This window comes from Myroides oncorhynchi (assembly GCF_020905415.1).
Classification (GTDB): Bacteria; Bacteroidota; Bacteroidia; order Flavobacteriales; family Flavobacteriaceae; genus Flavobacterium; species Flavobacterium oncorhynchi_A.
Map to the genome: position 1 here is coordinate 2628671 of NZ_JAJJMP010000001.1, position 22140 is coordinate 2650810.

General features: G+C 29.8%; 22 protein-coding genes and 1 tRNA gene. 7 read left to right on the forward strand and 16 right to left on the reverse strand.

The window, feature by feature from the left end:
- Positions 1-676 precede the first annotated feature (676 nt).
- The 13 genes from LNQ81_RS11495 to LNQ81_RS11555 form a co-directional block, all read right to left on the reverse strand.
- Positions 677-3211, reverse strand: a complete 2535-nt coding sequence (locus tag LNQ81_RS11495) for an AAA family ATPase (RefSeq protein ID WP_229946855.1) — start codon at positions 3209-3211, stop codon at positions 677-679.
- A gap of 391 nt (positions 3212-3602) precedes the next feature.
- The gene (gene tnpC / locus LNQ81_RS11500) at positions 3603-5177 is read right to left on the reverse strand and encodes an IS66 family transposase (protein ID WP_229946857.1); all 1575 of its coding nucleotides are present in this window, start codon (positions 5175-5177) and stop codon (positions 3603-3605) included.
- A gap of 49 nt (positions 5178-5226) precedes the next feature.
- Positions 5227-5565, reverse strand: coding sequence for an IS66 family insertion sequence element accessory protein TnpB (tnpB, locus tag LNQ81_RS11505; protein WP_255669468.1), 339 nt, complete (start codon positions 5563-5565; stop codon positions 5227-5229).
- Complete coding sequence (tnpA, locus tag LNQ81_RS11510) at positions 5565-5855, reverse strand: IS66 family insertion sequence element accessory protein TnpA (RefSeq protein WP_229946861.1); 291 nt, start codon at positions 5853-5855, stop codon at positions 5565-5567. Before tnpA ends, tnpB begins: the two co-directional genes overlap by 1 nt.
- 35 nt (positions 5856-5890) lie before the next feature.
- Positions 5891-6487, reverse strand: a complete 597-nt coding sequence (locus tag LNQ81_RS11515) for a DUF4145 domain-containing protein (protein WP_229946862.1) — start codon at positions 6485-6487, stop codon at positions 5891-5893.
- A gap of 165 nt (positions 6488-6652) precedes the next feature.
- Positions 6653-7348, reverse strand: coding sequence for a hypothetical protein (locus LNQ81_RS11520; RefSeq protein ID WP_229946864.1), 696 nt, complete (start codon positions 7346-7348; stop codon positions 6653-6655).
- Positions 7349-7428: 80 nt separating this feature from the next.
- Positions 7429-8052, reverse strand: coding sequence for a hypothetical protein (locus LNQ81_RS11525; RefSeq protein ID WP_229946866.1), 624 nt, complete (start codon positions 8050-8052; stop codon positions 7429-7431).
- A complete protein-coding gene (locus tag LNQ81_RS11530; protein WP_229946867.1) occupies positions 8042-9049 on the reverse strand; it encodes a cyclic GMP-AMP synthase DncV-like nucleotidyltransferase in 1008 nt (335 codons plus the stop codon). The genes LNQ81_RS11525 and LNQ81_RS11530 overlap by 11 nt, the downstream gene beginning before the upstream one ends.
- Position 9050: 1 nt before the next feature.
- Entirely contained in the window at positions 9051-9674 is a 624-nt protein-coding gene (locus LNQ81_RS11535) for a Cap15 family cyclic dinucleotide receptor domain-containing protein (protein ID WP_229946869.1), read from the reverse strand.
- A gap of 3 nt (positions 9675-9677) precedes the next feature.
- Entirely contained in the window at positions 9678-9908 is a 231-nt protein-coding gene (locus tag LNQ81_RS11540; RefSeq protein ID WP_229946871.1) for a DUF2188 domain-containing protein, read from the reverse strand.
- A gap of 353 nt (positions 9909-10261) precedes the next feature.
- A complete protein-coding gene (locus tag LNQ81_RS11545; RefSeq protein ID WP_229946872.1) occupies positions 10262-11881 on the reverse strand; it encodes a hypothetical protein in 1620 nt (539 codons plus the stop codon).
- 88 nt (positions 11882-11969) lie between these two features.
- A complete protein-coding gene (locus tag LNQ81_RS11550) occupies positions 11970-12875 on the reverse strand; it encodes a DUF5712 family protein (RefSeq protein WP_229946874.1) in 906 nt (301 codons plus the stop codon).
- 186 nt (positions 12876-13061) lie between these two features.
- The gene (locus LNQ81_RS11555; protein ID WP_229946876.1) at positions 13062-13427 is read right to left on the reverse strand and encodes a BfmA/BtgA family mobilization protein; all 366 of its coding nucleotides are present in this window, start codon (positions 13425-13427) and stop codon (positions 13062-13064) included.
- Positions 13428-13831: 404 nt separating this feature from the next.
- On the opposite strand from LNQ81_RS11555, the gene LNQ81_RS11560 reads away from it, so the two are divergent.
- Entirely contained in the window at positions 13832-15556 is a 1725-nt protein-coding gene (locus LNQ81_RS11560) for a hypothetical protein (RefSeq protein WP_229946877.1), read from the forward strand.
- A gap of 28 nt (positions 15557-15584) precedes the next feature.
- Entirely contained in the window at positions 15585-16154 is a 570-nt protein-coding gene (locus LNQ81_RS11565; protein ID WP_229946879.1) for a hypothetical protein, read from the forward strand.
- A 232-nt stretch (positions 16155-16386) separates the two neighbouring features.
- On the opposite strand, the gene LNQ81_RS11570 is transcribed toward LNQ81_RS11565, so the two are convergent.
- Positions 16387-16803, reverse strand: a complete 417-nt coding sequence (locus LNQ81_RS11570) for an XRE family transcriptional regulator (RefSeq protein WP_229946881.1) — start codon at positions 16801-16803, stop codon at positions 16387-16389.
- Between the two features lie 216 nt (positions 16804-17019).
- On the opposite strand from LNQ81_RS11570, the gene LNQ81_RS11575 reads away from it, so the two are divergent.
- Positions 17020-17274 carry a helix-turn-helix domain-containing protein gene (locus LNQ81_RS11575; RefSeq protein ID WP_229946883.1) on the forward strand — a complete coding sequence of 85 codons (255 nt, stop codon included), beginning with the start codon at positions 17020-17022 and terminating at the stop codon, positions 17272-17274.
- Positions 17275-17545: 271 nt separating this feature from the next.
- Here LNQ81_RS11575 and LNQ81_RS11580 read toward each other — a convergent pair whose 3' ends face one another.
- Together LNQ81_RS11580 and LNQ81_RS11585 are read right to left on the reverse strand one after the other, a co-directional pair.
- Complete coding sequence (locus LNQ81_RS11580) at positions 17546-18868, reverse strand: site-specific integrase (RefSeq protein ID WP_229946884.1); 1323 nt, start codon at positions 18866-18868, stop codon at positions 17546-17548.
- A gap of 274 nt (positions 18869-19142) precedes the next feature.
- Positions 19143-19227 (reverse strand) — tRNA-Ser (locus LNQ81_RS11585).
- A gap of 259 nt (positions 19228-19486) precedes the next feature.
- On the opposite strand from LNQ81_RS11585, the gene LNQ81_RS11590 reads away from it, so the two are divergent.
- The 4 genes from LNQ81_RS11590 (at position 19487) to LNQ81_RS11605 (ending at position 21778) form a co-directional block, all read left to right on the forward strand.
- Entirely contained in the window at positions 19487-20065 is a 579-nt protein-coding gene (locus LNQ81_RS11590) for a Crp/Fnr family transcriptional regulator (protein ID WP_229946887.1), read from the forward strand.
- A 59-nt stretch (positions 20066-20124) separates the two neighbouring features.
- Positions 20125-20550, forward strand: coding sequence for an acetyltransferase (locus tag LNQ81_RS11595; protein WP_229946890.1), 426 nt, complete (start codon positions 20125-20127; stop codon positions 20548-20550).
- Positions 20551-20876: 326 nt separating this feature from the next.
- Complete coding sequence (locus LNQ81_RS11600) at positions 20877-21053, forward strand: histone H1 (protein WP_121965554.1); 177 nt, start codon at positions 20877-20879, stop codon at positions 21051-21053.
- Positions 21054-21127: 74 nt separating this feature from the next.
- Complete coding sequence (locus LNQ81_RS11605; protein ID WP_229946892.1) at positions 21128-21778, forward strand: metallophosphoesterase family protein; 651 nt, start codon at positions 21128-21130, stop codon at positions 21776-21778.
- The last annotated feature ends 362 nt before the right edge of the window (positions 21779-22140 follow it).

Consider the following 22140-nt stretch of genomic DNA (forward strand, 5'->3'; position numbering starts at 1 on the left):
TATGCGTATTTCGTTAAATAATATACTAATATAGTTGTTGTTTTGTAAATTAGATACTTAGAGAAATATTTTTTGTGGATAGTGAAATAAAATAAGTTAAATTAATTTCACTTAAGTATGGATAGTGAAACAATTCTAAAAACCTTCCATAACCAATATACTAATAATACCATAAATCCGTATTCTGGTTATGCATAAATATTCTTAAATTATATCAGTAAATATCATTCGCTTAATAAAATTCCGATTGCTTAGATTGAAATTTTTATTAATAAAAAAGTATTTCAAGATAATATTAGTGCATTTTATCAGTGTTCTTTAGTTGGAATAATCAAGAAAATTTATGAATTGGTTAATAATCAACAGATAGAATTAAACTATTTATATCCTAAACGAAAGTTTTGCTAAAGGTGCAAATTGAGATTGATCCACAACTTTTGAGATTGATCCCAAATTAGGTGCACATAGCACAAAAAAAAGCCCGATAACTAGTGTTATCGGGCTTTTCAGCGGAGGAAGAGGGTTCGTCCCCTATGCTCTGTATGCTTTATAAATAGAAGGTTACACATTTTAAAAATAGTTGTGTGCACCTAATTAGCAGAGTTGTAAACTTATGATTAGAATCGTTTGATTCTCGTGTAAAGATATGAAAGATATATTAAATCAACACTACTTTTTAGTTAACTTTTCTGCTATTGAATTCTTTTAGCCAATGTAATAATTTATCTACATCTAGCTCTAATTCAGCAGGATCGGGTATCTCAATAGGTGTTTCAGATGGTTGACTATGTTCATAGCAAGAATATTTAGTCATATAATTATCAATCATTTCACAATCTTCTTGTTGAATTTTAGCTAAATTTTGTACTTTTCCCATTGTGTTCACTGATCTTCTATATCTTTGTACAACATCTGCTAGAAAATCAAGTTCAACTATACGTTCTATTAAAATTCTTATATCACTGCATAAAGCTTTTCCAAATGGATAGTACTCTTCACTTCCTTGATCATTAAGTATTTTCTTTGCTTTAGCTATTCTTTCATTCTTGATATTATTTAATGCAGTTATAGTTTTTTTTGCAAAAAGGGGAGTATCACCTACTTCACCAGCTCCCCAGGTTTCATTTCTTATTCCTATTATTTGAATATTATTTGAATCACTTTTATCATTTAATAATCCTAATAAACTTAATCTATGGGTAAAAATAATAACTTGCCTTGTTTGACTTAGTAACACTAATCGCTCAACAGTTTTCTCTTCAAATTGTTGATCAAGTGATGATATAGGATCATCAAAAACGAATGGGTTGTTATTATTGCCACCAGTAACATCGGCAAGAAAAGATGCTAAAGCAATTATACGATGCTCCCCTTCACTTAAGACTTCTGCTAGTTTATGACCACTTATGCCCTTCAATCTTAATGAATGTGTAATAGTCCCTTTAACTGCTTTTTCTTTTAATAATTCAACTCTTATTCTAGTTGCTTGAAAATAATCCAACTCTTTATTAAATCTCTTTACATATTCATCCGTTATAAATATTTCTGATAATTCACTAGATTTTGAAGTAATTGATTTTGTATTACACTGAGCAATCCATATTTCATAATTAGATAATTTCCTCAACCTCTCTACTTCTCCTAAAATAGAATCCTTTTGCATTGAACACCATTTTTGAGTATTCAATTCTAATAATTGATTAATAGCTTTTACTCTATCAAATTGTTGAGCATCAAATTGAAGTTGTTGAATTGAAGCTTCACATGATGTTGACATTTCTTCTAGTATTTTTAAATTATCTTGAATAAATTTCACATCTACTATATATTCTTTCTTGTTTTTTATCGAATTTGATGCTTCTCCAATTATTTTCCATATAGTTATTAAACAATTAAGCCAGACTTCACCTAATTTAGCTGCGCTACATTTTGTCATCAGTAAATCCTTGTGTAAAGATGTGGGTAAATTGTTTATCTTTTCAAGATATAACTTCTCTGCTATTGTGGCATCACTTTCTAACTCACTTTTGACAAAATTTTCAAATGCAAGTAATCTGTTCTTAGTATTACTATCTAATATTTGATGGCATAATACACATTTTGCTTCATCATTTATATTTGGATAAGTATCATTTTCATATGCTTCTTGGTATGAAAAAACTCTAGCTGCTTCCCAAAGAGATTTCCATACTGAACTACCAACTCCTTTTATGTTTGACTCATTAGAGATAATTTGTATACTCTCCTTTGCAATTTTTCTTTTTTGTAAAGCATTAGCTTCCAATTCTTTGATTTGCGTTATAGAGTTTACACTAACCTGTGAATATGCTTCTACAACTTCTTTAATAATCTTATCTATCTCATTTTTTTGATTTCTAACTTCTTCTGCTGATTTTAATGGATCCTGTTCTTTTAACCTTTTTTCTAGATCTAATCTGTTTTTTTCTTTTTCTTCATTCCAAATTATTATAGATTCAAGTTTCTTGTCATTATCATCCTTTTTTAAATTATTATATTGTGTTCCTGAGAGGGTATTTAAATACTCATTTGGGATATTAGGTAATGTCTTCAAAAGACTAAGTTTTTCAGAGTTAATTTTTTCCTGAACCTTTGAATAGTAATGTGATAAAGCTGTAAATAATCTTAAAAAATTAGGTGTATAAGTTATGGTATTTGCTTCATTTATATAGCTATTACCTATATTAGTATCAAAGACATCAATGGTACCTAAACCTTTTATTGGTTCACTATTTATTAACCATTCATACTCTTGTTCAATATCATCAATAGAGAATTTCACTTTACACTTACCTTCTGTATTAGGTGCAAATACATTGGATTTTAGATTTACAGTACGAGCTTTGCCACTTATTTTTTTTAAAATTTTTGTGTATCCTGATTTTCCAGAACCATTAGATCCATAAATAACTACTAAATTTTTATCTTGTTCAAACTTTAGAGGATTTCTTGGTGCAAGTCTTTCGATATTTTGAATTGATTCAATAGATAATAACCTAACTAATTTCTCATTCTCAATATTTATAAAATTAGGGAAACTTTTAATATCGAATTTTATTTCAGATTTTACCATTCCGATTATTTCTATTAAATCGTACTCCTCAATATTTTTGGTTAAAATTCTATAAGCTAATTCAGTCTGCCAGCCTTTTAATCCCATCAACCATTCTGTAATATTTTTCTGAATATCCATAATATTGTATTTTTATTATTAATCCTCAAACATAATAAATTACATTTTTATAATAATAAGGAAATCCGTAAAGCACTCAATATTTTGAGACGATTTAATAGTTGAACATAAATAAATAAAAGAGCCAAAAGTTGCTTGTAACTCCTCAATAAGAGCAAGTTGCTTAGAAAGCTTGTGCTTAATTTATATTATATTTTCAGAAGCTTTGCTATAGGTTTTATAGAAAATTATATTATATTGAAAAAGCATTTTAATTATTTACAATGTGTAATAGGCTATTATTTTTTTCTTCTATTTTTTAATTCCTCATATTGACTAACTAAATGATATAAATAAGTAATTAATGCGTCAAAAAGTAAGCCCCCGAGCAAGTGCATCTTGTGAGATATAATTATTCTTCTACGTTATCTACGATAAGTTTCTTGTAGTTATGAGGATATAAATCTGTAATATTCTTGTGGTTTATGGATTGAATATTTTTCAATACGTATTTTAACCATTGATATGGATTGACATCGTGCTTTTTACAATTAGCAAAAAACGTATACGCCATAGCTGCTCTTTGCGCTGCATCGTGTGATCCTGCGAATAAGTAGTTTTTACGACCAAGAGCTACAGGTCTAATAGCGTTTTCTACAAGATTGTTGTCTATCTGTAAGTTTCCGTCGTATAAGTACGCACTAAGACTATCCCATCTTGTTTGTGAGTAAGCAAAGGCTTTACCTATTTGACTTTTAGGCAAGGTAAGTTTCATTTGAGTAAACATGTATTTACCAAGTTCGTTGATAATAGGTAAACTCTCTTTTAGACGAAGCTCTTTAATTTGCTGTGGAGTTAAGTTTTGTTCTTTAGCTTGTCGTTCCACAGCATATAGCTTCTGTATTTCAGCAAGTACATGTTGAGCTCTTGTTTTATCATTGTCTAAAGCTCTTTCAAATTCACGACGAGCATGTGCCCAGCACCCAAGATGCGTTACATCTGACTTATTTCCATAGGCTTTATACCCTGCGTAACCATCGGTTTGCAGATACCCTTTGAAGTTTTCTAATATAGGTAGTGCAGCGCTACTGGCACGAGTAGGACTGTAATTAAACATCACGAGCTTGGATATAGGTGCGTGATACACCCAATAATAGCCAAGATGAGACTTATCTTTCTTTTTCTCATCCAAAACTTTGATGGTGGTTTCGTCAACTTGAAGATACCCTTCGTTTTTGATATCCATCACAAGCTTTTCATATAGAGGCTTTAAAGCATCCATACTTTGAGCGACCCAACCATCTATTGTAGAAGAAGCTATATCGATGTTTTCTCTGGAAAAGCGTTGCTTCTGTCTATATAAAGGAAGGTGATCTACGTACTTGTCAACTAATATTGTTGATAGAAGTCCTTCTGAAGCTATTCCTTTATCAATAATTCGCTCTGGAAGATCGCCAATACTAATTTTAGTATTGTCTTTATCTTTAGTAGCGTATTTATATCTAATAAGTCTCTTTATTTTAAAATAGCCTGGAACGTAATCTAAGATATCTGTGATTTCCTTACCAATGCAAATCATATCTGAGTAGTCTGTTTCTGGATAGATATGTGTTTCTTCTACAAGTAAGTGATCTGGCAGTTTAGCTCGTCCTGGATGTTTCTTTTTCTCACGAGAGTAGGTAATCTCTTGTTTGATTACTTCTTCTTGTTCTTCTAAAACTGCTTGTTCAACGTCTAAGGGTAACTGAGTTTGATTAGGGTCTTCAAAGCGTTCACGACTCTGACCGAACTTCATACGTTGAAGTAGTTTGACTAAACGCTCTAATTCTGTGTTTTTATCTTCTAATTTAGAATTTTTCTCTTCTAAAACAGATGTTTTATGTTCTTGCTTTGAGATTGCCTTCTCTTGTTTAGAAATAGTCTTTGACTGCTTTTTTATAAGCGCCAAAAGTTGTTCTTTTGATAAATTTTCTAAGTCTATTTCCATACAGTAAATATACGACATAAGCCCCGTTTACACAAGGTATGCGCGTATTTTACTTCAATAAAAACCTTCTTTTTTGACTACTTTTTATAACCTGTATACCTTCTATCATAAGTACTAAATCACTCCAACTTATTTGTGTTTTACTATGAACCGGAAAAGCAAAGGTACCTTGCTCTAAGCGTTTGTGATATAACACAAACCCACCTGTTTCCCAATGTAAGAGCTTCATTTGATTACCTCGGCGATTGATAAAGACATAGACACTGCCATTATGAGCTACTTGATTAAGTTCGTTTTGAACAATACCACACAGAGAATCAAAACTCTTACGCATATCACAAGCTGATTTATACAAATGAAATTGATGAGAACTACTCAAGCTAAACATTAAACTAAGTTTACTAATGAATACAGTTCACTTAGATTATCTGTATGTACTCGTAACTTTACACCATTAGGATACATAATCTCATATTCTTGAATACTACTAGCTATTGGATCCTTTTTTACAGTTATAAAATTGCTATCCACTGATTGGATTGACGCTGCCTTATACTTGACTACCCAATAACTAAATGTTGCTAACTTAATTCCTACATTTTCACAGTATCTTGTCTGTGTTAATCCACTTACTTGCCAATCCTCTACGTGAGAGTACATTATTTCTTGTTTGCTCATCTATTTATTATTTGAAGCAAACTTACTACCTTACGTTAGCTTATGAAATATGTGGTTGCTCGGGTGGATACGTCAAAAAAACCCAAGGCATCCTTCGCATCTTCTTGATTAACAATCTGTTCATGTGAATGAGCTCCATCATTTCCTATTAATCTTAATTCATCTGTCCATTTGAAAAGTGTTCCCTCCAAGATTCCTTTTTCTTTTAAATTTTTAAGTTTGGTTAAAAGATTTCCTTTACTTTCACCTTTATCTATACATATAGCTTCAATCCCTTTACGACACATTATCACACAAGCATCATATGCATGTGCTCGATAACACTTTAATGCTTCTTCATAAGGATTAATAACAATTTTTGGACAATTCTTTATAGCATCATTTTCAGTATTTGGGAAGAGCTGAATGTTTGAGTTCTCCCAATAACGTTCTTCAACACAGCTAAAATCAATTTTAGTTAAAAATGGTTTTTTGCATCGAAGACATTTGGATAGATTTATTAATATTCCTCCACCTTCAAAATCCCCATTATAATGTTCTTCAATATTATAACTATATATTATTTCCGTTTCTACAATCGAATTACATTGAGGACAAAATTTCATCTCCTTCTCAGTATTTTGGTTTTCCATAGTTATGTATAAATATAAAGTTCAGATAGCTTTGGTGAAATTAACATACTAAAGTATAGTATAGTTTTTTATAAAAATACGAGTATAATTAACAAGAACAAATTAAATTAACTCAATGTTTTCAATAAACTAGTACTTTAGCCTAATATATATTTTTCAAGTAATTTACTTCTTTAGTATATTTTTTATTTCATTCAATTTTAGTAAAATTTCAGAATTGACACTTTCATTTTTTTCTTTTTGTTTGTTATTAGCAGCAATAGCTAAATCTGTAGTTAAATTTAGAGCTTTATTTAGGATATTCATGAATTTACTTATTAGGTTTCCCGCTTCTTCTCCATCTAATTCTTTAACAGTATCATAATATGATTTTAGACTTTCTTCAATATGTCCTGCTATGCTATGTCTTGTTTTAGAAATTTTGTTATAAGTAGGAGCATTTCTAAAATCGTCTATCTCATTATACAAATTCTTAAGAACGTCATTAAGTTCTTTATACTTATTTTCAACTGTAATCTGAACAAATGATTTCCCTTTAAAAGGCTTTAATTTCTTAGTTGTTTCATGAATTATGAGAAACGAGTTTTTTATAAAGAAAGCTTTTTCCCATTCTGTTTTTGATTTTATCAAATTTTTTAAATTGACTGCTAAATCTAGCATCGCAATTGTAATATAACCATTATAATTATTAAATTTCTCTAATTCATTAAAATCAGAAAGATCAGTTTCTGGGTTAAGTCTAAGAAGCATTGTAATAGCTTTTTCTTGTAATACAATATTTTTTCTTAAACTGATCAAATGATTAGTATAAAAATCAATGCTGTTTTCGCATTCCTCAAATAGGCGATCGTATCCTGTCATATTTGTACTAATTAAAATAAAGGGAGATTAAAAAATGATACTTTAGTGAATTTACTTAAAAAAAGTAATTCTTAGTAACTTTATATTTGGTTAATGGTGACGCAATCAATTAATAATGTATCTCTTTTAATTTTTTTAAAGCTTCTATAGTTTCTTTGATGTAAACCATTCTTGCATTTTTTTAAAGATTCTACCGAACCACAATAACATTTATTCTTTAACTTTAATTTTTGACCATTTAATCTATTTAAGATTAACTTAGAGACAGATACTATGTCAGTTATCCCTAATATGTCATAATATCCTTCTATTACACCTTGTTTGTTATGTGAATGCTCTTCTCCATGATATCTACCATTGATTTCATAGTATGAATTATTTTCAAAATAGGGAATAACAATCTTATCTATAAAATCTAAAAGAGTAAATATTTGTGTTTCCAAAAAAACATCAGCTTTAGCTCTTGTTGTAAAACAACAAGAGCCTGTATCTGAATAAATATGTCTTTCCACCTTTTTAGGAATCCTATCAGCAATTTCATGCACTATAGGAAAATATGTAGGAAAATTTTTAAAATCTATTTTCACTTCATAACTATCTTCTTCACTAATTAATAAATTTCCATATAGAATATAACTATCTTTTACTAGTTTAAGTCCTTTATGTTTCTGAAGAACTTGTTTAATCTGATTATTAATATCCATATGGTTTTGGTTTAATTAAAGAGGTTGTCAATGCAATAGATAGTGCTCTGTTTTTAGTATCTTCTGTTTTATCTGTACCTAATGGAAATCTATTCCCAAACTGATTATTTCTAAGAATCTCAGAAGCTTTTTTGTAATTAGGTTCCTCAAATGCTTTAATACAATCTTCTTTTAAACTCTTTAAAACATTCAAAAAATTATTTTTACGTGTTTCTGAATAATTCGCAAAAACATCTTCTCCTTTAGGAGTAGTTGGACGTATACACTTGAAGCCATTAAGCTTTGATAATGTATTATAGATTGCCTCTACAGTTTTTCTAAATGACTCATCCAAGTTATCGGCATAATAATAATTCTCAGTAGCGAGTATTGTTAATTCAAAACCACTTGGAAGTTTAAGGTTAGAGTTGTTTTGTTCTTTATAATTTTTCCATGATTTTAAACATCTAACCACAGCTTCCAATCTATATTTTGCTTTCTTCTCTTCATTAAACCATTCATAAAAAGCTTTAGGATCACTTTCTATCCATCCATTGTTTTTGTGAGCTAATTCTATTAAATCTTCTTCTTTATAATAAATTGGAAGATCAATATGATGCCCATCATTAAAAACAACTCTTACACAAGTTGCTTTTTTAATAGGAGTTTGATTAGTATAACCATCTACTGCTTGATACACCCATTCATGCAAGGTGTTAATAGCTCGTTTATTATGCTCAGATTTAGTTTTAATAAAGTATACACCATCATCTGTATCATATTTGATGATAGAATTCCCTGATTCATCATATTCTATTAATGGGTTTATTGTAGTTCTCATTTCAGAAGAACCTTGTGGATGAAATTTTGGTTGAATCTCATCTGGTTTGTTTTCTTTAAACCATTTTTTTATTTGCTCACGAATATTAGCTCTACTTGTTGCTAATGAGTCTTTTCTTGTTTTAGTAAGTTTAATATTACTATCAAAAGATGTGTATTCTTTATTTAAAGTTGCCATATTAATATCTGTTTTTTAAATTTTTATCAGTAAAGTTTAATGTCATTATTCCTTTAGTTTGGGGTTCTTTATCTGTATAATATCTACCTGTTAAAGTTTTATTATCAAGAGAATAATCCAAAATATTAGTCCCATGATGCTCAGGAATATTTAGCACTGAATTGCCTAAATTATGGTAGATCATAAAAATTGTATAATGATTATCCTCGATGGTTAGTTTAAGGTCTTTAGTAATTGAATAACTAGTACCTTGTGTACAGTCTTTAAAATAAGTTCTAATTTTCAAGCTTGATCCTGTTTGCCTTATTTCTATAGCACAATCCCTTTGCTCTACTTCGCCAGTTAAATAATGTTTGAAAGAGATATTACCCTCATATCTACCACTAATATCTTTAACTTCATATAAATATTTAAAAGGAAATTTATTCCATAAGCATTTATCTATTAGTGTAATTATAATTCCAAGTATTGCTGCAGTAGAAGGAAACTTTAAGTAATCAATATTAAAGAAAGACTCTAATAATTCTGCTATATATAGTACTAATTGATTAATCAATATCCCTAACAAGAGTATTGTTATTATTATTCTCGTACCATTATAGTATATAAAATAATTCTTCGTCATATGTTAGCCCTTTGATTTTATAGGATCTATTGATTTTGGATAAGTTCTTTCTTCTTGAAACTTACCATCAAGTTTTTTGATTTTTAGAGATCCCCCTCCATTATTAATAATGTCATTTTTAGCAATTTTAATTGCTTCTTTCTTGTTTGTTGCATTTGTGTTGTTATAACTATTTATCTTGTCCTCTATATATTGATATCTACCATCAATTTTTGAAATGGTGTATTTTTTCATTTTGAATATTTTTTAATGCTCCTTATTGATTTGTATACTTAGTATTAGTAATGTATTACTGATGAAATACAAGCTAAATAATTGCTAAGTAATAATGTATTCTGTAACCAATCATGACTTAGAATATGTTTTAGTTTTTTACCATCACAAAGTTGATATTGTTCTACGTAATCTAATTGCGTAATTGATTAATTTTAATATTTATTCATAAGTAACTAATAAACAGTGTATTTTAATTTTATTTTAAAATAAAAAAAGCTATGTACGCAGGTAGATTGCGTACATAGCTTTTGAATAGGGTAACTATATTTAATTTTAAATACGTTTTACTAGAGAATCTTTATTAAAATATCTTATTTAAATTTCTTTTCTAACCAATTACTGTTCCATACAATTCTATATTTACCATTTTGTTCAAGTGTTCCCCCAAGTATATCGATCGTTTTTATCCGTTTCGTTTTATTAATTTCAATAGTAGCAACTAGAGAAGGGATTAATCCAGAATTACGTAGGTTACGCAGTCTTTTATCTGTACTATAGATAAACACACGAATATATTTGACTGGTAAATATTTTTCTTTAGAAAACCAACTACATTGTTTACGTGAATAGCTTATTGCTTTTTTAATTATTCTTTTACTATCTTTCCGAATTAAATCCTCAATATTAGTTTGATAACCACCTTTAACAACGATACTAGTGTCCTGAATTACAGTGAATAAGTTTTTTGAATGAATTTGTGTTTCACGAATATGAAAAGGATTAGGAAAATATGTTTCTAAATAATTGTTCCAGACTATAGGAGCTAAATTTTTTATTGCATTATTAAAATTTCCTAATTTATAAATGAATTTTGGAAACTTAAATTTAGAATCAAAGGCAAGTAAATCATCCTCTAATATTCCTTTGTAAGCTTCAAAGTTTGTTTCATTTCTATTTCGTAGATACCTTAATTTATTAGCATCATATGATGCCCAACCTATTGGATATGATTTGCTATATTTTGAATGAAAGGAAAGGAAAATTCGATCATATGACTTTATTAATGACTCTGCCCACAACGCTGTTGTAAATGAATAATAAAGTACTTTATTGTAATCCCAATTGCTATTATTGATATAAACAATTAACTGCTTTCTATTATCTATAGTATTGCTTTCCAAGCAATTTGTAATCGTCCAAGCTGGTACATTTACTTTTGATTGTAGTTCTTCTAGTAAAATAGATTGAGGAATAGATATTTTATGTTTCTCAAAGAAAGTAGAGTTAGTAAATGCAAAAATTTTAAACGCTAAGCAAAATCCATTAGTTATATCTAGAATACCATCAAAAATATCAATAATATTTTTTATTCCTACCTTAGCTTTACCTCCCTTTTTATCAATATATGTTATATCTCTATCTGAAAATACAATTTTACCATGTGCAATTCCATTTCTTACATTATGAAGATAAAAATCATTTATAAAGTTAAATCCATTTTTTTTTAAGTATTCAACAGAATTAAAAAGATCCAAACCATCTGTTTTTCTTTGTGATTCAATCCACTTATATTCTGTTATTATTCTAGTAAATTGATAAAAAGGAGTTTCATATATTTTTAATAGATTATAATGAACCTCTCTATCAATAAAATCTATTAGATCATTATTATACTTTGGTAATAGAATATCATGTATAGATTTATCATTTATCGTTGTTAAAGTTTTATTTGAAAGACTTAAAAGAGTTTCTGCTTCGGTTAGAATATTAGCCAATAGTTTTGGATTTAGTTCTTTTGCCGTTTCTAAGAAATTTAAATACTCTTTAAAAGCTTGTTTTGAGTAGAATTTCTGAGGTGCTTTATCTAAATAGTTAATCAAACATAAATAATCTGTAGTTGAAGTAAAATCATTATTTGGAAATTCTTTTTGAATTCTCAGTCTCCAATTAGAATGTAATGCTTTATTAGTAGGATTTTCACTTAGTATCATATATTAGCTATTCTTTTAAATTACTCTAAAATAGTTATTAAAGCTATTTTCTTAATTTTTTATTTTTTTTATGATTAATATTTGGTTTTTAAGTATATCTATTTTGTTCATGGCTTAAGAAACTTGTAAAGAATCCAATACCATTACAATCAAATATCTTTATAATATCTTCAAGATCCAAAATATTAGCTAATGAAACATCTTCCATAATATCAAGATAAGTTTTCTTACTTGACTCATTTAAATTACCCTCAATCTGATCTAAGAAACTCATTGACTTTTTATCCTCACTACTTCCGTTATTCATCGTCACGGAATACACCAACTTCTCCTTAAGCGCCCGTTGATAGTTAAACATCTGATCAAAAATATTCTCACTATTCTCTTTAAAATCAAGATTATCAAACTGTCCAAACTTAGCAGAGTGTTCTACATTTTTACCTCTTGAATTATTTTTAGGGCTTAGTTTTATCTTATTGGTTATATCCTTTCGACTAACTATAATCTGCACGTGCATTTGTTCTCCTTCTTTAATATCACCTGTACTCAATTCTCCGCTTTTTACTTTTTCATCCGTATTAGAGTGGTATCTAAAGTGTTCAAGTTTGCCAAACCAAAGTAGGTTTTTGCTACTTGTAACATTATCTTTCTTAAAGTTTAAGGCATAAGCATCCATAACAGCAGTAGCATATTCTTTTAGTTTCTGCTGTAGTAAATCCTCTCCGTACTTCTGTTTTAAAAAGAGAATCTCTTTCTCACTTGGACTTATATTAACTAAGAAGAACTTATCATCCGTTTTGCAAAGTTTAGCTACGTTATTATCAAGCTCGACTCTTACTTCTTGATGTGGCACATCAAATCTACCATTAGTAAACCAGAGTTCTTTCTCTGCGTTATCAGTCTTTAGCTTGTTTTCTTTTTCTAAATAGGCAACAAGTCTTGCTGAGCTCCCTTTATTGTTTCCCGTTTCTGAATCAGTGATATTAATAAACATAGGCTACATATTATTTAATGATCTTCTTACGTGCTCAACAAGCTGTTCTTTCTTGACATTTGCTGTTGTCCACTCCATTTCTTCACGAGAGTGGATGTAGTATTCTAAAAGCTCACTAAACTGCTTTTTAAGTTCTTCTTTTTGCTTTTGATAGGCTATGAGTACTTTAATACTTGTTAGTAAGTTCTAAGTACTCTTTAGGATTGAAGAGGTTACTTCACTTTCCTTAGTCAAGTGATTACTAAGCTTGACTAAGCTATCTTTAGTTTGAGCAGTAGCAACTTTTAAAATACCTATATCAGTAAAACTTGGCAATAAGAAATCTTTCTCTTGTTGCCTTATAAAAGAGATTATTCGACTGATTCCTGCGGATAATTCTCGCTTTAAAACTTCATCACCAAAGTCTGATGGATCTTTCTTACTTCTATAGAAGTAATCAACCATCTGAGCAAACAGATCTTTCTTGCTTCGCTTAAATCCTAAAGCGAGCTTTTCAAGCTTTTCATTGACTGGTTTTGAAAAGCGAATACTACTTGTGTCTAATTGTTTCATACAAATTCCTTTTTAAATTCATTAATCTTAAAAAGAGTATACCCTCAAGTATACCCAAATCTCATCTTTACAAAGGCTGAAAGCCCCAGAGTATACCTTAAGTATACTCAAACCCTTTGCACGTCAGTAAAAAGGCAAGCGACTAGGGCTCTGCCCAAGTCCCGCTTGCTTTTTTCAAAACCATATATTACTGTAAAAGTAAAGAGTAGTTATATGTTACTCTTTTAATACTTCCTAAAGCAAAGTAAATCAATATGATTGAAAATATTGTAAGACATGTTTAGCCAAATAGAACCTTTAAAATTTAATAAAGAAAGAGCATAGGATAATTAATCCTTTGGAAGAATATATTATCCAATAAAATCCGAACAACTTGCAATTGAATAACTTAAAAATCAAGCATTATGTCATCAACTAAAAACCTCATTTCAAGTTCAAGTATTCATAAGGATGTTAAAGATAACCTTAGTGAATTTATATCTAATCAAGATAATTGGATATACTATGTGTTTCATGCGCAAGCTAACATATTAAATCTTCCAACAATAACAATTATAGGGGAAGGTAAAGTTATGGACGAATTAATAAATCAAGATTGGGTTAACAATAGTATTGAATTATACAATATCATTATTAACGTAATTGAAATGGACCAAATAATCGTTAACAAAAAAACACCTCACAATATTTATTATAATTTAAATTGTCAATGGGATCAATTAATTTTTTATAATGATGACTTTTATGATGAAGAGATAGCATATTTTCAAAATAACGGAGAAAAAAAATTTCTCAAAAAAACAAGAAGATGGTTAAAACAAAAGGAAGAAGCTTATACTAAGTCGCTTGTATCTTATACTAATAACGAAGAAAAAGATAGTGCCAATTTTGTTTTTACACTAAAACGACTGCAACAGTTATTAGAAGAAATAATAACTGACTTTAAAGTTATATTTCATCCTATGGAGGGTTTCTTGAAAAGCTATACTACAGAGCAAGTGCTATCATTTCTAGTGGCACACTCAAATACAGTCAAAAACAAATTCGATAGAGATACTACTATTCTCAGTATAGATTTTTATGATTTAACAAAATCACCTCTATCAATTAAATATTTATTATCTATACTAAACTATCAGTCATCTACTATAGAAGAAGATATATATGACATAAAACTATTAATTAACAATCTAGGTTTATTTGCAGAAGCATTATCAACAGATTTTAATAGTGATTATTCGGATATATTTAAACAACGTGTTAAGCAATTAGAAACTCACATTATAATAGAAAAAGCTAAAACTAGTGTAGAATCATGGGAAGATATTCTAGAGAATCAAGTAAAAGAAGCTCTTAAAACCTTTTATAAGCCTAAATCTGTTTTTCTACTTTCAAAGAAATACTTTAATATTCCACTAACTGATTTAAAGTATGAAAAAGGAATCCATTTGTTTATTGTAGTATTAACTCAAAAAAGAAATTATCAGGAAATCAGGCAGTTTAGTAATTTAATTACTAAACAAACTAGTGGAAAAGTTAAAGTTTCTGTACTACTCCAAAAAGCAAATAATTGGACAAGAAACATTCCTGAGTTTTTAGAGTTTTATGAAAAACATTTCACTAATGTAAACTTATTTTATGGTAATTCAATTTATATAAGCTATGACAAGGACGAAGATATTATAGCTTATAATAAAAATAGATATACTCAAGAATGTTTCGAATCACTTAATCGAGCTTATTTAAATATTAAAGAAAATAGTGATGAAAGATTCTGTGAAGCACAAGCAATGCTGTATCATTTTGTTATACAACAATCACTTCTACTACTTGTTTATAAAAAACTTGACCTGATTCCCAATATTATTAATCTAAGTTATTTATGGGATTTAATTCAATGGTGCTATCCTTCTATTTATAAAGACATCAGCGATTTACCCACAGTAAGGAAAGTTCTATTTAATAAAGACTGTTTTATAAAATATTATCCTAAACCAAATGAATTTATAGTAGATTGTACGCTAGAGGATATTAAAGAATTGGACTCCTTTTGTGATATGATATACTCATTTACAAAAGAAGAGTTAAAAGATAGTTCGTTGTCAATCGTACCCCAATTGTATAAGTGAATGTGTAATCCTTAAAAAAACTACAATTATGAAAAAAGAAACTATTTCCTTAGAAGGACATCTATGGTACGTAAAAGATCTTAAAACTCCGCATAGTCTACTTAAAGCAGTTTTTTCCTATACTAATCCCTCTGAATTAAGAACAGATTTTAATGAGTTAATGTACTATGTAAATAGCTTAGCTATATGTATGAGTAGAACTCCTGCAAAAACTTTAGAAGTATATAGCTTTCTTCGGTCAATTATTCGGGTGAGTTATAAAATGTATTGTAAACCAAAAAAGTATCATGTACAATTACCTTTAACACCTTTAGATAATACTAATTTTCATCTTTTTATTGGTAATCTATTATATGATGAATATTTAAATCCTTATCTGACATTTAAAAATGTATTTGAAAAGCAATCCTATAAAGAAATAGAAATTGATTTATATCAAATTATTCAATATGCAATAGGTAGTTTTTCAGATGATCCACCACCAAAAAGCTTGAGTGCGACTTTTATAACCGTAAATAAATTACTTGATGCTTGTTGGTTAATACATAAACGAGATTATCTTAAAGATTCTGAGAGGTTATTAACCACAATGATTTAACGTTAGAATTATCGAGATGTGTCTTTGTCCTTACAAATTGAAAATTTTCCAGTATCAAAGACCACTCTTTTTTCTCCCGAAGGTCGCAAAATTGGTAAGATGATGAGAGTATTAATTATGACAACATAAGAAGTAAAAACAAGCTAGATCAAACCCAATTTTGAACTCTAGCTTGTTTTGTTTTTACAAGTTACAAAAAAAAGCCTAACCATAAGGTTAAGCTTTCATGTTTCTATTTATTTTGAATCAACTTTTCCAAACGATTCATCATCTCATCTTTCTCTTTAAGCATACGCTCATACAAAGCAATCTTTTCTTCGTGAAGTTGAACAATCTTATCTACAGGATTAATTGTAGCATTATTGATATACAAAGCATGCATTACTGCATTGTCATTATTTGTTATTGTGTTATTGATAATATTAATCGCCTGCTGTTCATCAAAACTTTCAATTGCTTCCACTGGTATCTTAAGTACTTTAGATATTTGTTGTAGCAGTGAATTATCAATTACTTCTTTCTGTTCCAATATTGATATCTTCTTTTGATTCCAATCTTCTCCCAAATCAAAAGCAAGAACCTCTTGTTTGATTCCAAGCATCTCTCTAAAACGCTTTACATTTCTACCTTGGTGTATTTTATGTTCCATAATTAATAGCTGAATTTAAGAAGGCTCAAAGATAAAGCCATTGATTTAAAAGATTGAATCGTAAAGTTAGAAAATTATTCGGTATGATATCCCTATATGAGAATATTATAGTTGTTTTGTTGGTATAACAAAGCCAATTACTCTTTTTACCTTCCAACTCTGCTAATCTATTTATAGCATCCTTAGCTTAGTAGTTTAACCTAAAAAACAACTACTATGGACAATCAGATCACAAAAGAAGATTTAAGACTGTTTAGCCAAACAATCATTAGCACATTAAAAGAGTTCTTAAACAAGAAAACAAGTGAGTTATCACTTGATTGGGTGAAAGCAAAAGTAGCAAGACAGTTGCTAAGTATCTCACCAGCATCATTACAAACACTTCGCATTAGCGGTAAATTGCAATACCGAAAGGTTCTTGGTTCGTATTATTACAATAGACAAGATATAGAGAATCTTTTTAAGGAGTAGATAAAGCACTATCATCTGCAATAACGCTAATGGATGCTGAGATACCCAATGTTTAAACCTTTACGCTTGTTCTCGGAATTATTCGACATGCTTTTGTAAAAAAGCAATGGGGAATAATCCGAATAAATCGGCGGGGAATGGACGAAACAAACGCAGACCATTGACCTATCTACTAATGAATAAATATACTCCCTTGTATCACCCTGACTGTATAGAACAGTTGAATTATTGCATAAAAGCCTATGATTGTACAAGGGAGTAAATTTATCTTTTAAACCAACTTCATTATAAAGTTGGTTAGCTGATTTATTTTGTCTTGGTTTAAATCTAATGTTCTTAGTCCATCTATTAAACCACTGTATTTATCAGAATCATTAGAAGGCTTCTTTTCTAACTTACCTTTTAATATCTGCATTTCATTCTTGATTGCTTCCTCTTCCGTTAAAGCGTATTCCTCTGTTTGTTTAACAGAGTGATGTCCTAACATTTCTTTGACCACGTGAATAGGTACTCCATTAGCAAGAGTTACCGTACTTCCAAAAGTTCGCCTTGCTTTGTGAGTATTTAAATCACTGATTTCACATATAGATGCAATTTCATTTAAGTACTCATTCATCTTTTGATTAGAGCGAACAGGCAGTACTATATCTTTACCGGTACAATCGGGATGATTATCGTACTTCTCCATTATCTCCACAGCTTTAGGAAGTAGAGGTATAGTGATATTAGCATCCGTTTTTTGTCTATTGGTTCTTATCCAAAAATTACCTTCTTCATCTTTAGTTATATCGCTCTTCTTCAATTGAAATACATCAATATAAGCCAATCCAGTGTAACACTGAAATACAAATACATCTCTTACAATACTCAGTCTCTCGCTATTAAACTCTTTGTTTTCTAAAATAGCTAACTCAGTTTTAGACAAAGGTCTTTTATTGAGCTTTGTTTTCTTGGGCTTGTACTGTAAAAAGGGGTTAGAAGAAATAATTCCCTTGGCAAGTGCTCTAAGAACAATCTTTTTAAAGTTTGAGATATACTTTATCGCTGTATTGTTAGAACACGCTCTAACGGTCTTTAAATAGTGTTCATAACCAATGATGAACTCGTGATTAAGTTCTCTGAATTCAATATCATCTTTGTTGTAAACGTTTTTGATAAACTCACCGACATGCGATCTTGCTGTTACATACCTTTCGTGTGTTCCAATAGCGTACTCTTTAGGTACAAGCTTAAACATTTCATCATTGTGCTTTTGGAACTCCTCTAAGACTCTTGAACGGTCAGTTCCTTTTCCTTGCGCATAATCCATTAATAGAGAAGCTGTAATAGGAACATTTTTACTTAGGAGTTCTAATTTGTACTTGGTAATTCTAGAGATGATTGTATCTAATAGATAATTAAGTGTCTTGGCATCTTCTTTAACACCATTGGCACGACCTGCTTTTTGGTTCCATCTTTTGATGTCCCATTTCTGATTTAAGGAAAACTCTTTGCGATTTCCATCTACTGTAATTCTTAGGTAAAGACCTCTTAAATTACTTTTCTCTCTATCGGCTTTGAGAAAGAAATTGAGTGATAAAGTTTTTTCTAACATAATTCAACTGTTTTTAATTATTTAATAAATGTCGAATTAAAACGTTCCAATATCACAATCTAAAACTCTGTGGCACCTTTTGGCGTCTGGGTTTGCTCTCCTAAAAGGTGCACAAAATTTCAAATTTATTTTGTGCACCTAATTAGCCGTAATTTTTTGAGCACTTTTGAATAAAATGCGATATGGCTAAAAAAGAAAAAACCTATAATTCATTGAGAATCATAGGTTTTATGTGCTTTTGATGACTTTTGAAAAGTTATCTTTTATAAATCAGCGGAGGAAGAGGGATTCGAACCCCCGGACCTGTTACAGTCAACAGTTTTCAAGACTGCCGCAATCGACCACTCTGCCATTCCTCCTTTTGGTCTTGCTTTACTTCTGTATTGCGAGTGCAAATATACAGCAAATACTGGGCTTTGCAAGTGGTTTTGTGTAAAAGTAATAAAGTTTTTTACTCTTTATTTATAACTTGTTTGTTTTGAGTGAGTAAAGTTCTTGTGAATTTTAAGAAAATCTATGATAATCGTGAATAAAGTAAGTAAAGAACATTTATAGTATCTGTTTTATGCCTTAAATTTGCAGTAAATGCAGAGTTAAGGATATATAAATACGTGTAAAATGCTTTTAGAGAAATTACTTGCTGAGTTTGATACAGATATATCAGTGTTCTCTACTGAGCAAATCGCTCTGTTTGATACTTATTTTGAAGCAAGTAATGTGAAGAAGGGTGATTTTCTGATAAGAGAAGGAGAGGTAGAGTTGTATAGCTATTTTATCTATGAGGGGATATTTAGATGTTGGACTTTAAATCCCAATGGAGAGGAGCAGACCTTTTGGTTTTGCAAGGAGGGGACTTTCTCGATGTCTAATATCTCATTTACTTTACAAGAAAGAGCTAATTTCTCAGTACAGGCTGTTACAGATACTATCGTTTATAAAATACACAAAGATAAGATAGATGAATTATATAGCGTTATACCCCATCTAAAATTAGTATTTGGCGGTTTGACTGCTATACTCCTCAATCGTTTGTTACAACGCAATATTGATGTGATCAAATATTCTCCTGAAGAGTATTATTTGAAGTTGATAGATGAGTATGGAGCCGCTATTAATTATATTCCTTTAAAGGATATTGCATCTTATCTAGGGATTACTCCTCAGGCATTAAGTCGCATTCGCAAGCGTATTTTTTAACCCAGGTTCAGTGGAAAGAAAAGCAATGTGGGGAACTTTGCCTTACTAAATTTAATATTATGATTAGAAGAGTTAAGATTAATGAATATCCTAGATTAGAAGAAGTTTGGGACAGTGCAGTAAGTAATACACATCACTTTCTAGCGAAAGAGGACTTTGAGTACTTTAAGAAGAATATTTCAAACTATTTTGAATTCGTCGAACTGTATGTGCATATAAATAGCGCTGAGCAAATAACAGGATTTATAGGTATTGCAGATGATAATTTGGAAATGTTATTTATTCACAATGATTTTAGAGGAAGTGGGTTAGGCAAATTATTGCTTAACTATGCTATAGATAGATTACATATTTTAAAAGTTGATGTCAATGAACAGAATCATCAGGCAGTAGGCTTTTATGAACATATGGGGTTCAAATTATTAAATAGATCTGAAACAGATGGACAAGGTAAGCCTTATCCTATCTTACATTTAGGCTTGTGATTATTTCTGTTTGTGAGGAATGAGAAATGCTTTTTTGTATAAAAAACACTATGTTTTAGGGCTTAAATCTATAATTTCGCCATTATTTTGAGCAGTATTTGTTCACTTTTTTAGCTAAGAGTAGTAATGACGGTGCATTCAACTGTTTTAGGTTAAGGGTATTGAATGTGAGTGAATTAGGTTTGTGTTGGAAAATAAAATGTAGAAAAACCTAAATAGGATGCATCAAAACAGAGGAGTAAAATGATAAAAAAGTCAGTAAATACTGTGTATATGTGAGATTATATTCTATTTTTGTAATACATATTTAAAATGTAAAAATTACCATGAAAGAATTAATTGAAAAAATCAACGCTGAATTTGAAGCGTTCAAACAAGATTCAGCTTTACAATCAGAAAACGGAAACAAAGCTGCAGGTACTAGAGCTCGTAAAGCTTCTTTATCTATCGAGAAACTTTTAAAAGAGTTTAGAAAAGCTTCATTAGACGCTTCAAAACAATAATAATAAAAAGCTCCTACCGAATAAGTAGGAGCTTTTTATTATTCCTTATTTTTGCATGGTTCAAATCGGATCTTATGCAATATTTTATCATTGGAGATATACACGGTTGTTACCACACATTTTGTTCTCTTTTAGAACAGTGGGATTCTCAGACAGAACACCTGATTCTAGTAGGAGACCTTATTGATAGAGGAAATTATAGTTGGTTAGTCATCAATAAATGTTGTGCTTTATTAGCAGAGCCATCTGTATCTGTCACTATTCTTAAAGGTAATCACGAAGCTGAATTAATCCAATATATCCACGATGGACATCACGATGTATGGACTTCGCAGTGTGGATTAGCTACTTTAGCAGACTTTGAGAAGTATAAGGTTGACTTATCTGAATTATTACCTTGGTTAGAGAATCTTCCCCTTAAGTATGAGACTCCCTTATTTATTGTCACACACGCAGGAATATCTGATACGATTAATCCATATGATGAGTCTAATTGGGATGGAATATTATGGACACGTAAGCCATTAGCCAATCTTCGTAAACTGCAAGTGCACGGACATACTCCTTTAAAACAAAACTATCCTCAATATACTCTAGATAGTAATTCGTATAATATAGATACAGGTGCTTATTATGGATATGGCTTGACAGGGATTAAACTAAGCTTTAATGCTGATATATTAGAGATTATCACTATTTCTACTGACAGCAGGGATATAGAATGAGTAGTGAATTTGATTTAGCGAAGGACTGTGAATAATGCCCTTAGTTTAAACTAATTGGGGAGGGGGAAAAATAATGAGAATAGTAGTTGTAAAAGTAAATAAATCCAGAATCAAGGTTATTAAAATAATACAAAGTAATTCTACTTTATAGCTCTTTCATTAGCTCCTCAACCATACTACAGTATGCTTTAGTCACTATTTCAGACCTATTTTGTATAACTGCTTTTCGTTTATATGTCTATTATTTATTCTGGGGTAAAAAGACATTTATACGGCTAAAAAATCTATCATTTTAGTGTGTAAATCTGAATTTCTGTATTTAATGTTTTAGTTATAATTGTATTTTTGCTCAGTACAGATTT

Bases quoted from the DNA above. Each gene is read 5' to 3' on its own strand.
- LNQ81_RS11495 (WP_229946855.1), bottom strand. From the start codon at position 3,211: ATGGATATTCAGAAAAATATTACAGAATGGTTGATGGGATTAAAAGGC.
- tnpC (WP_229946857.1), bottom strand. From the start codon at position 5,177: ATGGAAATAGACTTAGAAAATTTATCAAAAGAACAACTTTTGGCGCTT.
- tnpB (WP_255669468.1), bottom strand. From the start codon at position 5,565: ATGTTTAGCTTGAGTAGTTCTCATCAATTTCATTTGTATAAATCAGCT.
- tnpA (WP_229946861.1), bottom strand. From the start codon at position 5,855: ATGAGCAAACAAGAAATAATGTACTCTCACGTAGAGGATTGGCAAGTA.
- LNQ81_RS11515 (WP_229946862.1), bottom strand. From the start codon at position 6,487: ATGGAAAACCAAAATACTGAGAAGGAGATGAAATTTTGTCCTCAATGT.
- LNQ81_RS11520 (WP_229946864.1), bottom strand. From the start codon at position 7,348: ATGACAGGATACGATCGCCTATTTGAGGAATGCGAAAACAGCATTGAT.
- LNQ81_RS11525 (WP_229946866.1), bottom strand. From the start codon at position 8,052: ATGGATATTAATAATCAGATTAAACAAGTTCTTCAGAAACATAAAGGA.
- LNQ81_RS11530 (WP_229946867.1), bottom strand. From the start codon at position 9,049: ATGGCAACTTTAAATAAAGAATACACATCTTTTGATAGTAATATTAAA.
- LNQ81_RS11535 (WP_229946869.1), bottom strand. From the start codon at position 9,674: ATGACGAAGAATTATTTTATATACTATAATGGTACGAGAATAATAATA.
- LNQ81_RS11540 (WP_229946871.1), bottom strand. From the start codon at position 9,908: ATGAAAAAATACACCATTTCAAAAATTGATGGTAGATATCAATATATA.
- LNQ81_RS11545 (WP_229946872.1), bottom strand. From the start codon at position 11,881: ATGATACTAAGTGAAAATCCTACTAATAAAGCATTACATTCTAATTGG.
- LNQ81_RS11550 (WP_229946874.1), bottom strand. From the start codon at position 12,875: ATGTTTATTAATATCACTGATTCAGAAACGGGAAACAATAAAGGGAGC.
- LNQ81_RS11555 (WP_229946876.1), bottom strand. From the start codon at position 13,427: ATGAAACAATTAGACACAAGTAGTATTCGCTTTTCAAAACCAGTCAAT.
- LNQ81_RS11560 (WP_229946877.1), top strand. From the start codon at position 13,832: ATGTCATCAACTAAAAACCTCATTTCAAGTTCAAGTATTCATAAGGAT.
- LNQ81_RS11565 (WP_229946879.1), top strand. From the start codon at position 15,585: ATGAAAAAAGAAACTATTTCCTTAGAAGGACATCTATGGTACGTAAAA.
- LNQ81_RS11570 (WP_229946881.1), bottom strand. From the start codon at position 16,803: ATGGAACATAAAATACACCAAGGTAGAAATGTAAAGCGTTTTAGAGAG.
- LNQ81_RS11575 (WP_229946883.1), top strand. From the start codon at position 17,020: ATGGACAATCAGATCACAAAAGAAGATTTAAGACTGTTTAGCCAAACA.
- LNQ81_RS11580 (WP_229946884.1), bottom strand. From the start codon at position 18,868: ATGTTAGAAAAAACTTTATCACTCAATTTCTTTCTCAAAGCCGATAGA.
- LNQ81_RS11590 (WP_229946887.1), top strand. From the start codon at position 19,487: ATGCTTTTAGAGAAATTACTTGCTGAGTTTGATACAGATATATCAGTG.
- LNQ81_RS11595 (WP_229946890.1), top strand. From the start codon at position 20,125: ATGATTAGAAGAGTTAAGATTAATGAATATCCTAGATTAGAAGAAGTT.
- LNQ81_RS11600 (WP_121965554.1), top strand. From the start codon at position 20,877: ATGAAAGAATTAATTGAAAAAATCAACGCTGAATTTGAAGCGTTCAAA.
- LNQ81_RS11605 (WP_229946892.1), top strand. From the start codon at position 21,128: ATGCAATATTTTATCATTGGAGATATACACGGTTGTTACCACACATTT.